This window comes from Pantoea latae (assembly GCF_002077695.1).
GTDB classification, from domain to species: Bacteria; Pseudomonadota; Gammaproteobacteria; order Enterobacterales; family Enterobacteriaceae; genus Pantoea; species Pantoea latae.
The window spans coordinates 88,477-100,806 of sequence record NZ_MWUE01000004.1 but is presented as its reverse complement, the minus strand read 5'-3'; the positions used below and the strand labels follow the sequence as shown (position 1 = coordinate 100,806).

Sequence of the window (12,330 nt, the reverse complement as noted above, 5' to 3'; positions counted from 1 at the left end):
GGTTACGCCAGTTCGATATCCCCGTCCGGAATACAGCTGCAGCTCAAAATCGTGCCGTCGCCGCGAATAGCGCTCTTCTTCAGCGGCCTGACGTCGCCTGACACCAGCGTCACTTTACAGCTGCCGCACAACCCCGCGCGGCAGGAGTAGGGGATCTTAAACCCCTGCATCTCCAGCTGCTCCAGCAGCACCTGCTGGTTGTCGCCCTGAAACTGCTGCCCCTGATACGCAATCGCCACCGTCGCCGTCGTTTGCTGCTGCGGCTTGAGGGTCTCCACTACCGCGCCTGGCCCATAGGCGCGCGGCGTATGGCGCGCCAGCACCTGCACCTCATCGCCGACGCGCACGATGCCGCTGCTGCGGGCAATAAGATTCAGGCCGAAGTCGATATCGCCGCTGCCATCCTGCGCGCTGCGGAACCTCTGCAGGGTGCTGAGCGGCTCGCCGTCGGGATGTTTGCGGCCGCTTTCGGTGCCGACGGTGGTAAAGACGCAGCGGCTGCACGGCTTCGGCACGTCGAATATCACGCCGCCGATCTGCACTGTCGCCCAGCTGTCCTCATCCCAGGCGGGCGCGCCGCTGACGATCAGGTTGGCGCGAAACTGCTCGGCGCGAACGCTGGCCGGGCAGCGCTGCTGCAGATCCTGCAGCGAGGCGTTATTGATCAGCAGAAAAGGGTAGCCGTCGGCGAACCCCAGCGGCACGTCGGTAAAGCGTTTCACCCGACGTGACGGCTGCGGGCCGACCCAGCGCAGCTGCACCGGGCGGGGGAAAAAGGTGCTCAGCCAGTGATTAACGGCGTCGGGTGCGATACGCGCGGTGAAGTGGTTGCCCCACACTTCGGTCGGCTGCTCCTGCGCGGCGAAATCGCTGAAGCGGATCATCGCCTGGCTGCCGTCGGGCGCCTGCAGAAACAGGCCATCAGTCAGCAGCGCCGGGGTAAAGCGCACCATCTCTGGATACTGACGCGCGGTAATAAAGGTGCCGTCCAGCTCTGTCACCATAAATATGCGGTCGAATGCCAGCCCGCTCTCCAGCACCTGCGCGTGAGAGAGGTGCAAACCGCGCATCGATTTGACCGGATGGATAAACAGACGGGACAGCGTAAGCATAAGAATCTCCAGAGAAACGGGCGGGCGCGACAAAAGAAGCTAACTTTATGATAGCTGGCGTCAGGACGCTATCCCCTTGTGATTGATCGGGTTGCTGCGACAGGCGCGCGGCTTTCCAACAATGGCGCTGATTTAGGGTATAATGCGCAGCAATTTTCTCAAGAGTAATAGTGACGATATGAATTCTCTCTTTGCCAGTACGGCGCGTGGGCTCGAAGAGCTGTTGAAAAGTGAGCTGGACGCGCTGGGCGCGCAGGAACTGCAGGTGGTACAGGGAGGCGTTCACTTTGAAGCCGATGACCGCACGATGTACCAGAGTTTGCTGTGGAGCCGTCTGGCGTCGCGCATTTTGCTGCCGCTCGGCGAATTTAACGTTTACAGCGATCTCGATCTCTATATCGGCGCGCAGAGCATCGACTGGACCGAACTGTTCGGCAGCCAGCACACCTTTGTGGTGCACTTTAGCGGCACCAACGACTCGATCCGCAACAGCCAGTTTGGCGCGTTAAGGGTGAAAGACGCGATTGTCGATGCCTTTACCCGCCAGAATCTGCCGCGTCCCAATGTGGATCGCGAGCAGCCGGATATCCGCATCAACGTCTGGCTGAATAAAGATCGCGTCAGCATCGCGCTGGATCTGAGCGGCGACGCGCTGCATCAGCGCGGCTATCGCCAGCAGACCGGTCAGGCGCCGCTGAAAGAGAACCTGGCGGCGGCGATCGTGATGCGCTCCGGCTGGCAGCCGACCACGCCGCTGCTCGATCCGATGTGCGGATCCGGCACGCTGCTGATCGAGGCGGCGCTGATCGCCTGCGATCGCGCGCCGGGCCTGCTGCGCGGGCGCTGGGGCTTTACCCACTGGCGTCAGCACAACGATGCGCTGTGGCGCGAGGTGAAAGGCGAGGCGCAGCAGCGCGCGCGCGCCGGCACCGCCGCTGCACAGGCGCGCTTCTTCGGCTACGACAGCGACGGCCGCGTGCTGGAGTGGGCGCAGGCCAATGCGCGCCGCGCCGGCGTCGCCGATCTCTTTACCTTCGCGCGTCAGGATGTGCTGCAGCTGAAAAATCCGCTGCCGGGCGAGCAGCGCGGCACCGTGCTGAGCAACCCGCCCTACGGCGAGCGTCTGGAGAGCGAACCGGCGCTGATTGCTTTGCACAGCCAGCTCGGCCGCATTATGAAACAGCACTTTGGCGGCTGGACGCTGTCGCTGTTCAGCGGTTCGCCAGAGCTGCTGAGCTGCCTGCAGCTGCGCGCGGAGCGCCAGTTCAAGGCGAAAAACGGCCCGATTGAGTGCGTGCAGAAAAACTACCAGCTGGCGGAAAACAGCAGCGAAAACGGCGGTCAGATCGCCGAAGACTACGCAAACCGCCTGCGAAAAAACCTGAAGAAACTGGAGAAGTGGGCGCGCCAGGAGGGCATCGCCTGCTATCGCCTCTATGACGCCGATCTGCCGGAGTATAACGTCGCCGTCGATCGCTACGGCGAATGGGTAGTGGTGCAGGAATATGCGCCGCCGAAAACCATCGACGCCGCTAAAGCGCGTCAGCGCCTGTTCGACGTTATCGGCGCCACGCTTAGCGTGCTGGAGCTGCCCGCTAACCGCCTGGTGCTGAAAACGCGCGAGCGGCAGAAAGGCAAGAGCCAGTATCAGAAGCTCGGCGAGAAGGGCGACTTCTTTGAGGTGCAGGAATTTAACGCGCGTCTGCTGGTCAACCTGACGGACTACCTGGACACCGGGCTGTTCCTCGATCACCGCATCGCGCGCCAGATGCTCGGCAAAATGAGCAAGGATAAAGATTTCCTCAACCTCTTCGCCTACACCGGCAGCGCCAGCGTGCACGCCGGGCTGGGCGGCGCGCGCAGCACCACCACGGTCGACATGTCGCGCACCTACCTGGAGTGGGCGGAGCGCAACCTGCGCCTGAACGGGCTGACTGGCCGCCAGCATCGTCTGATGCAGGCCGACTGCCTGGGCTGGCTGCGCGAAAGTAACGAAACGTTCGATCTGATCTTTATCGATCCGCCGACTTTCTCTAACTCTAAACGCATGGAAGAGGACTTCGACGTGCAGCGCGATCACATTATGCTGATGCGCAACCTGAAACGCCTGCTGCGCGCAGGCGGCACCGTGATGTTCTCCAACAACAAACGCGGCTTCAAAATGGATCTTGAGGGGCTGGCGTCGCTGGGCCTCAAGGCGCAGGACATTACCCAGAAAACCCTGTCGCAGGATTTTGCCCGTAACCGTCAAATTCACAACTGCTGGCTGATCACCCACGCCGGTAAGGAATAAGTTCAGATGTCATTAATCAGTATTCACGGCGCCTACCTCTCCTTCAGCGACGCGCCGCTGCTCGACAACACCGAGCTGCATATCGAAGAGAACGAACGCGTCTGTCTGGTCGGCCGTAACGGCGCCGGCAAGTCGACCCTGATGAAGATCATCAACGGCGAGCAGCCGCTGGACGATGGCCGCATCATCTTTGAGCAGGATCTGGTGGTGGCGCGTCTGCAGCAGGATCCGCCGCGCAATATTACCGGCTCGGTGTATGACTTCGTGGCGGAAGGGGTGGAAGAGCAGGCCGAGCACCTCAAGGCCTACCACGCCATCTCCCATGCGGTGATGCTCGATCCCAGCGAGAAAAACCTCAACGAGATGGGGCGTTTGCAGACCATTCTCGATCACCACAACCTGTGGCAGCTGGAAAGCCGCATCAACGACGTACTACAGCAGATCGGCCTGCAGCCCGATACCGAGTTGTCGTCGCTGTCGGGCGGCTGGCTGCGTAAAGCGGCGCTGGGCCGCGCGCTGGTCAGCAATCCGCGCGTGCTGCTGCTCGACGAACCAACCAACCACCTCGATATCGAAACCATCGACTGGCTGGAAACCTTCCTGAAGACCTTTACCGGCAGCATCGTCTTTATCTCCCATGACCGTTCGTTTATCCGCAATATGGCGACGCGCATCGTCGACCTCGATCGCGGCAAGCTGGTCTCCTGGCCGGGCAACTACGACCTCTACCTGGAGGGGAAAGAGGAGGCGCTGCGCGTCGAAGAGATGCAGAACGCCGAGTTCGACCGCAAGCTGGCGCAGGAAGAGGTGTGGATCCGTCAGGGCATCAAGGCGCGCCGCACCCGTAACGAAGGCCGCGTGCGCGCGCTGAAAGCGCTGCGCCGCGAACGCTCCGAGCGCCGCGAGGTGATGGGCAAAGCGAATATGCAGGTGGGCGAGGCGTCGCGCTCCGGCAAAATCGTCTTCGAACTGGAGCACGTCAACTATGGCGTGGACGGCAAGACGCTGGTGCAGGACTTCTCCGCACAGGTGCAGCGCGGCGACAAAATTGGCCTGATCGGCCCGAACGGCTGCGGCAAAACCACGCTGCTGCGCCTGATGCTGCAGCAGCTGAAAGCCGACAGCGGCCGCGTGCACAGCGGCACCAAGCTGGAGGTCGCCTACTTCGACCAGCATCGCGCCGAGCTGGATCCCGACCGCACCGTGATGGATAACCTCGCCGAAGGCAAGCAGGAGGTGATGGTCAACGGCAAGCCGCGCCACGTGCTGGGCTACCTGCAGGACTTCCTGTTTCATCCGAAACGCGCCATGACGCCGGTGCGCGCCCTCTCCGGCGGCGAGCGCAACCGTCTGCTGCTGGCGCGTCTTTTCCTGCGTCCCAGCAACCTGATGATCCTCGATGAACCGACCAACGATCTCGACGTCGAAACCCTGGAGCTGCTGGAAGAGCTGATCGACGGCTATCAGGGCACGGTGCTGCTGGTAAGCCATGACCGTCAGTTCGTCGACAATACCGTGACCGAGTGCTGGATCTTCGAAGGCAACGGCGAAATCGGCAGCTTTGTCGGCGGCTATCACGACGCGCAGCAGCAGCGCGCGGCCTATAAACAGCAGAAGAGCGCCCAGGCGAGCAAGCCTGCTGCCGCGGCGAAACCGGCCGCAGAGAAAAACGAGGCCGGCAAACGCGGCGGCGCTAAGCTCAGCTACAACCTGACGCGCGAGCTGGAGCAGCTGCCGCAGAAGCTGGAGTCGCTGGAGGCGCGCATCGGCGAGCTGCAGGCGAAAATGAGCCATCCCGATTTCTTCAGCCAGCCGCACGACCAGACCCAGCCGGTGCTGGATGCGCTGGCGCAGACGGAGCAGGAGCTGGAAACGGCCTTCGCCCGCTGGGAAGAGCTGGAAGCGCTGAAAAACGGCGCATAAAGAAAAGGGAGTCGGGATGTGTTCAGCCGCTGAAAGTCAGGCGTGGATGCTCTGTCCACAGTGCGATTTAATGGTAAAACTGCCCGATGTGCCGCAGGGCAGCCGTGCGTCCTGCCCGCGCTGCCACTCGGTGCTGACCACCAACTGGCCCGAGCCGCGCAGGCGTCCGACCGGCTATGCGCTGGCGGCGCTGTTTATGCTGCTGCTGGCGAACCTGTTTCCCTTTATCACCATGAAGGTCGCGGGTCTCAGCAGCCAGATATCGCTGCTGCAGATCCCGAAAGTGATGGTGTCGGAGGACTACAGCAGTCTCGCCACGCTGTTTCTGGTGTTTGTGCAGGCGATCCCCGGCCTCTGCATGCTGACCATTATTCTGCTGGTCAACCGCATCAGGATGCCAGCCAGCCTGCGTCTGGGGCTGGCGCGCACGCTGTTTCAGCTGCGCAGCTGGGGCATGGCGGAGATCTTTATGGCCGCCGTGCTGGTCAGCTTCGTCAAGCTGATGGCCTATGGCGATATCGGTCTGGAGACCAGCTTCTGGCCCTGGTGTCTGTTCTGCCTGCTGCAGCTGCGCGCGTTCCAGTGTGTGGATCGCCGCTGGCTGTGGAACCAGATCGCGCCGATGCCGTCGCTGCCCCATGCGCCGGAAAAGGGCGTCAGCGGGCTGCAGCAGAATCTGCGCTCCTGTCCCTGCTGCACCGCCATTCTGCCTGCGCAGCAGCCCGACTGCCCGCGCTGCGGCGTTATCGCCGCGCCGCGCCGCAAACACAGTCTACAATGGACGCTGGCGCTGCTCTTTACCTCGCTGATGATCTACATCCCCGCCAATGTGCTGCCGATTATGGTGACCGAAACCCTCGGCACACCGTATCCGTCTAACATTATGGCGGGCGTGATCCTGCTCTGGAGCGACGGATCCTATCCGGTGGCGCTGGTGATCTTTATCGCCAGCATCATGGTGCCGTCGCTAAAAATGCTGGCGATTGGCTGGCTCTGCTGGAACGCCAGCGGACGCGGCCACCGCGACAGCGAAAGGATGCACCTGGTGTATGAAGTGGTCGAATTCGTTGGCCGCTGGTCGATGATCGACGTGTTTGTTATTGCCGTGCTCTCTGCGCTGGTGCGCATGGGGCAACTGATGAATGTTTATCCCGCGACGGGCGCGCTGCTATTCGCGCTGGTGGTGATCCTGACCATGATCGCCGCCATGACCTTTGACCCGCGCCTGACCTGGGATCGCCTACGGGAACACACTACGAAGGAGCCGCGCCTTGACGGAAAGTAACCACGGCCATGCCAAAGTGGACCAGATAAAACGCTGGTCGCCGGTCTGGATTGTCCCCATCGTGACGCTGTTGATCGGCGGATGGATCCTGTTTTATCACTTTAGCCATCTCGGGCCGGAAGTGACCCTGTTTACGGAAAACGCGGAAGGTATCGAAGCGGGTAAAACCACCATTAAAAGCCGCAGCGTCGATGTCGGCGTGGTGGAAAAAGCGGAGCTGACCGACGATCTGCACCACGTGGAGATCACCGCGCGGCTCAATTCCGGCATGGAAAAGCTGCTGCACGGCGACAGCGTGTTCTGGGTGGTGAAGCCGCAGATCGGCCGCGAAGGGGTCACTGGCCTCAACACGCTGCTTTCCGGCAACTATATCGAACTGCAGCCGGGCACCAAAGCGGAGCCGAAAGAGCAGTATCAGCTGCTGGACGCGCCGCCGCTGGCACCGCCTGACGCGAAAGGCATCCGCATTACGCTCGACAGCAAAAAAGCGGGGCAGCTGAACGCCGGCGATCCGGTGCTGTTCCGCGGCTACCGCGTCGGCAGCGTGGAAACCAGCACCTTCGATACCGACAAGCGCATGATGACCTATCAGCTGTTTATCGCCGCGCCTTACGATCGGCTAGTGACTACCAACGTTCGCTTCTGGAAAGACAGCGGCATCGCGGTGGATATGTCCGCCTCGGGCATGCGTGTCGAGATGGGATCGCTGACCACGCTGTTCAGCGGTGGCGTCAGCTTCGACGTGCCGGACGGCTGGGATTTAGGCCAGGCGGCGGCGAACCACGCCGACTATCATCTGTTCGACGATCAGCGCAGCATTCAGGATTCGCTCTACACCAATCACGTCGATTTCCTGATGTTCTTCACCGACTCGATTCGCGGCCTGCAGGTTGGCGCGCCGGTGGAGTTCCGCGGCATTCGTCTGGGAACCGTCTCGCAGGTGCCGTTTATGACCGAAAGCGTCAATCAGGCGTTGAATAACGACTATCGCGTGCCGGTGCTGATCCGCATCGAGCCGGATCGCTTTATCGCCCGACTGGGTCAGGACTTTAATCTGGAGCAGCATCTGCAGGACGGTAAAAAACGCGGCCTGCGCGCCTCGCTGAAAACCGGCAACCTGCTCTCCGGCTCACTCTATATCGATCTCGACTTCTACGATAATGTGCCGGCCTATAAAGGCCCCAACAAAGTGGCTGGCTACGAGATCATTCCGACCACCAGCGGCGGCCTGAGCCAGATCCAGCAGAAACTGGTGGCGGCGCTCGACAAGATCAACGCCTTGCCGCTCAACAACGTGGTCACCGAGGCGACCGGCACGCTGAAAGAGAGCCAGCGCACGCTGCGTGAAATGCAGGGCACGCTGAAAAACCTCAATCAGATCACCGCCAGCCCGGCGATGAAAACCCTGCCGGAAGATATGCAGCAAACGCTGCGCGAACTGAATCGCAGCATGAAAGGGCTGCAACCGGGCTCTCCGGCTTACACTAAGCTGGTGGGCGATATGCAGCGACTCGATCAGGTACTGCGCGAACTGCAGCCGGTGTTGAAAACCCTCAACACCAAGAGCAACGCGCTGGTCTTTGAGGCCAAACCGGGTCAGGATCCCCAGCCAAAGAGGGCGAAACAGTGAGAAAAGGAGCCGTTTTGTGCGCCGCGCTGCTGTTAGGCGCGTGCAGCAGCACCATTGATAACACTTACTATCAGCTGCCGTCGAAACCGGCGGCGATGCAGGTGCGCACCGGCGGCGAGGCGCAGCCGCCGGCGCTGTGGGTGGAGCAGGTGGCGGTGCCCGATTATCTGGCGGGCAACGGGCTGGTTTATCAGACCAGCGACGTTAAATACGTTATCGCCGCCAATAATCTGTGGGCCAGCCCGCTCGATCAGCAGCTGCAGCAGACGCTGGTCGCCAACCTGAGCAAAGCGCTGCCGGGGCGGCTGGTCTCCGCCGCGCCGCTGGGCGAGAAGCATGACACCCTGAACGTAACGGTTACCGGTTTTCAGGGGCGCTACGACGGGCGCGCCGTGGTCAGCGGCGAATGGGTGCTGCAGCATAATGGCCATGTGGTGAAGCAGGGGTTCGATGTGGCGCTGCCGCAGAACGAAGATGGCTATGACGCGCTGGTGCGAACCCTGGCTATCGGCTGGCAGCAAACCGCGCAGCAGATTGCCAACGCGGCGATAACCACAGAATAAAATGCGCTAAAGATGTCCTCAAGCCCCTGGCGGCCGCAGCAAAACGCAGCGAACGCCAGGGGCTTTTTTTTATTGCCGTCTCAAGGCGATAAGGTCATCAGCCGCTTTTTATGGCGCGACGTTGATGGCGATTTGACGGCAAAACGGTGACAGTGGCGTGAAATTTGCGCATTGACCTTTGCGGCCAGGGCAGGTAGAACTTAACTGTGGCTGGGCACTATTTCGCCACTCTATTTCTTTCCACCAGATTCCACAGACCTGATATGAGGGATACGGAGTATGAAGAGACAGAAACGAGACCGCCTTGAACGCGCTCATGCACGTGGCTACCAGGCCGGTATTACAGGACGCTCAAAAGAGATGTGTCCGTATCAGATGATTGAGGCTAAGTCTCACTGGTTGGGAGGTTGGCGACAAGCCATGGAGGACAGGGCGGTTACGGTGTAATCGACCGTCAGGAAAAGGAAGAAACCTCCGCAGCGGCGGAGGTTTTCATTTACGCTATCAGAAAGCGCTGGCGTCTTTGAACAGACCGACTTTCAGATCGCTGGCAGAGTAAATCAGGTTGCCATCGACAAACACTTCGCCATCGGCGACGCCCATCACCAGCTTACGATTAATGACGCGTTTGAAGTGAATGCGGTAGGTCACTTTCTTCGCCGTCGGCAGCACCTGGCCGGTGAATTTCACCTCGCCAACGCCCAGCGCGCGGCCTTTGCCTTCGCCGCCGAGCCAGCCCAGATAGAAGCCTACCAGCTGCCACATAGCGTCAAGGCCGAGGCAGCCCGGCATCACCGGATCGCCGATAAAGTGGCAGGCGAAAAACCATAAATCCGGATGGATATCCAGTTCAGCTTCCACGAAACCTTTATCGTATTTACCGCCGTCTTCGGTCATTTTGACCACGCGGTCCATCATCAACATGTTGCCTGACGGAAGCGGCGGTCCGTTCTCGCCAAACAGTTCACCGCGACCTGACGCAATCAGGTCCTCTTTGCTATAGGATTCGCGTTTATCAACCATGTTTTCAATAAGCCTTGTTTTAGTAGAGCACGAAGTTTAGCGAACAGCTGTACGCCGGGCAATTTAATCAGCGCTGGTTAAACCAGTTTAGCCAGCGAAGGGGCCAGGGACGATGGCTCGCTTCCTGCTGATTCAGCTGAGCGATGCGATCCTGGATCCTGCGCAGCAGATCGTCAGCGTTCTCCTCTTCGCTGCGCCAGATGACGCCGGTCAGCAGCGGCAAGGCTTCCTCAGCGCGATCGATCGCCCAGATATGGAAGCGCCCCTGTTCGACGGCGTCCACCACCTCCTGGCTCAGACTCAGGTGGCGCACGTTGCTCATCGGGATAATGACGCCCTGCTGGCCAGTCAGCTCACGTTCGTTGCAGATAGTGAAGAAACCTTCAATCTTCTCGTTCAGGCCGCCCACTGGCTGCACATTGCCAAACTGATCGACCGAACCGGTGACGGCGATCTGCTGATTGATCGGCTGGTTCGCCAGCGCGCTGATCAGGGCGCACAGCTCGGCCAGCGAGGCGCTGTCACCGTCCACCTCTGAGTAGGATTGCTCAAACACCAGCGACGCCGAGAAGGGCAGTTGCTGATCCAGCTCCAGCTCGGCGATCAGGTACGCCTGCATGATCATCATGCCTTTGGCGTGGATATTGCCGCCCAGCTCCGCTTTACGTTCGACGTCGGTAAATTCGCCGTCGCCAGGGTGAACCACGCAGGTAATGCGCGACGGTTCGCCCCAGGGACGCGGGTGGCCGGGAAATTCCACCACGGAGAGGCCGTTGATTTGACCGACGACTTCGCCTTCGGTTTCAATCAGGATCTGTTTTAACAGGATTTCGTCACGCATGCGTTCGGCGAGGAACGCCTCGCGCCAGGTGCGCGCCTCAAGCGCGCTGGTCAGCGCCGCTTCGCTCAGCGTGGCTTCCTGCATCACCGCTTCGCGCATCTGACGCAACAGCCAGCGCGGACAGAGCGGCAGCACTTCCTGGTCGCCGGTGTAACGCACCGCTTCGCGGATCAGGGGCGGCCAGAAATCAGCCTGCGGCGCGGGCAGCCCCGCCTGCAGCGCGACATCCTGCGCCCAGCGGCACCAGGCGAGCATATCCTCTTCATCGACCACCTGCATGTTCTCTTCGAACTCGGTATAGGTCGCCAGTTCATGCAGTTCAGGATCGCTCTCCTGAAACGTCGCCAGCGCGTCACGATCGCCGCACAGCACCAGCTTCAGGCTGAGCGGCAGCGGCGGAATGGAAACCGGCAGAGGATGGCGTTCATCCGGCGACTGCCACTCAAGACGTCCCAGCTGGATCGCGCGTTTCAGGCGCAGCCAGAGCAGCGGCTGCGCCTGCAGCGTACGCAGCGACAGCACCAGCGTGCCGCCGTTGGCACGATGGATCAGGCCCGGCTCTAGCTGGAGACGATCGCGATGCAGGCGCACGCAGCCAAACAGCTGGTCGTTCTCAATCCATTCGGCAAAATGGACCTCGCCGCGGCCGGTAAAAGGATGCGAGGCATCGCCGGGCGGCTGAAGGGTGACGTTATCCGCGATGAGATGGTAGTGTCCGCCGAACAGGCCAGCGGGTTGGTCAGCAATACGCGCCATCTGGCGCGCAATCAGCGCCAGATAATCGCTGTTTTCCTGACTGCACACCAGCAGAAGGGGAAAGCCGTCGGTCTGGCTGGCGAGATAGGCCAGCGCATTGAGCAAACGCGGTTGTACCGCCGCCAGGCTATCGGTCTCTTCTTCCTCGATGCGGGAAAAAACAGATGCGTATTCGGTAATATTCGGCTGCAGGTCTTGCCAGGAAAGTTGAGAGCTGGTCAAAATAATCGCATTTGGTTGGTTAAAGAAAAGCGGGATTATACAGGAAAGCCCCTTGTTAAGCACTGCATGGTTCTGAATAACCCTGAGACAATCAACGCCTTTTCCTTGCTGCATCCGGCAGAAAAGCTGTTATTCTTGGTTTGTTACGCGGTCACGATGAGATTCCGATGAAATACCAACAACTCGAAAATCTTGAAAGTGGATGGAAATGGAAATACCTGGTGAAAAAACACCGGGAAGGTGAGCTGATCACGCGTCATCTGGAACGGAGCGCTGCGCAGGCGGCCGTTGAAGAACTGCTTTCAATGGAGAATCGTCCGGTTGATGTCGCGGACTGGATCGCGCAACACATTCATCCGGAGCTGGACAATCGGCTTAAGCAGACGATTCGCGCGCGTCGCAAGCGTCACTTCAATGCCGAGCATCAGCATACGCGCAAGAAGTCGATCGACCTGGAGTATCTGGTCTGGCAACGGCTGGCGGGACTGGCGCAGCGGCGGGCCTGCACCTTATCGGAAACCATCGTTCAGCTGATTGAAGATGCGGAGCGTAAAGAGAAATATGCCACGCAGATGTCGAGCCTGAAGCAGGATCTGCAGGCAATTCTGGGCAAATCCGACACGAGCGGCGAGTAGCCCGGCTCGGTCACTGGTAAACAGCAGCCATAAAAAAACCCCGCTTT

The 12,330-nt window shown here is 60.4% G+C and carries 10 protein-coding genes; 7 read left to right on the top strand and 3 right to left on the bottom strand.

Features of this window, described 5'->3' with window-relative positions:
* Positions 1–2 precede the first annotated feature (2 nt).
* Positions 3–1,112 carry a YcbX family protein gene (locus B2J69_RS01980; RefSeq protein ID WP_081135739.1) on the bottom strand — a complete coding sequence of 370 codons (1,110 nt, stop codon included), beginning with the start codon at positions 1,110–1,112 and terminating at the stop codon, positions 3–5.
* A gap of 178 nt (positions 1,113–1,290) precedes the next feature.
* Here B2J69_RS01980 and rlmKL point away from each other — a divergent pair, with 178 nt between their 5' ends.
* The 6 genes from rlmKL (at position 1,291) to rmf (ending at position 9,253) form a co-directional block, all read left to right on the top strand.
* Positions 1,291–3,405 carry a bifunctional 23S rRNA (guanine(2069)-N(7))-methyltransferase RlmK/23S rRNA (guanine(2445)-N(2))-methyltransferase RlmL gene (rlmKL, locus tag B2J69_RS01975; protein ID WP_081135735.1) on the top strand — a complete coding sequence of 705 codons (2,115 nt, stop codon included), beginning with the start codon at positions 1,291–1,293 and terminating at the stop codon, positions 3,403–3,405.
* Positions 3,406–3,411: 6 nt separating this feature from the next.
* Positions 3,412–5,328, top strand: coding sequence for an ABC transporter ATP-binding protein (locus tag B2J69_RS01970; RefSeq protein ID WP_081135731.1), 1,917 nt, complete (start codon positions 3,412–3,414; stop codon positions 5,326–5,328).
* A 16-nt stretch (positions 5,329–5,344) separates the two neighbouring features.
* The gene (gene pqiA / locus B2J69_RS01965; RefSeq protein WP_081135728.1) at positions 5,345–6,613 is read left to right on the top strand and encodes a membrane integrity-associated transporter subunit PqiA; all 1,269 of its coding nucleotides are present in this window, start codon (positions 5,345–5,347) and stop codon (positions 6,611–6,613) included.
* On the top strand, positions 6,600–8,243 hold the full coding sequence (pqiB, locus tag B2J69_RS01960; protein WP_081135723.1) for an intermembrane transport protein PqiB: 1,644 nt from the start codon (positions 6,600–6,602) through the stop codon (positions 8,241–8,243). The genes pqiA and pqiB overlap by 14 nt, the downstream gene beginning before the upstream one ends.
* Entirely contained in the window at positions 8,240–8,806 is a 567-nt protein-coding gene (gene pqiC / locus B2J69_RS01955) for a membrane integrity-associated transporter subunit PqiC (protein ID WP_081135718.1), read from the top strand. The genes pqiB and pqiC overlap by 4 nt, the downstream gene beginning before the upstream one ends.
* Before the next feature lie 279 nt (positions 8,807–9,085).
* Positions 9,086–9,253 (top strand): ribosome modulation factor, encoded by a 168-nt coding sequence (gene rmf / locus B2J69_RS01950; RefSeq protein ID WP_072010433.1) that lies wholly within the window; start codon positions 9,086–9,088, stop codon positions 9,251–9,253.
* A gap of 57 nt (positions 9,254–9,310) precedes the next feature.
* Here rmf and fabA read toward each other — a convergent pair whose 3' ends face one another.
* Together fabA and B2J69_RS01940 are read right to left on the bottom strand one after the other, a co-directional pair.
* Positions 9,311–9,829 (bottom strand): bifunctional 3-hydroxydecanoyl-ACP dehydratase/trans-2-decenoyl-ACP isomerase, encoded by a 519-nt coding sequence (gene fabA / locus B2J69_RS01945; protein WP_081135713.1) that lies wholly within the window; start codon positions 9,827–9,829, stop codon positions 9,311–9,313.
* 67 nt (positions 9,830–9,896) lie between these two features.
* On the bottom strand, positions 9,897–11,762 hold the full coding sequence (locus B2J69_RS01940) for an AAA family ATPase (protein ID WP_081135708.1): 1,866 nt from the start codon (positions 11,760–11,762) through the stop codon (positions 9,897–9,899).
* Between the two features lie 53 nt (positions 11,763–11,815).
* Between B2J69_RS01940 and matP the strand changes: the two genes are divergently transcribed.
* Positions 11,816–12,283 (top strand): macrodomain Ter protein MatP, encoded by a 468-nt coding sequence (gene matP, locus B2J69_RS01935; protein ID WP_143806239.1) that lies wholly within the window; start codon positions 11,816–11,818, stop codon positions 12,281–12,283.
* Positions 12,284–12,330: the final 47 nt, after the last annotated feature.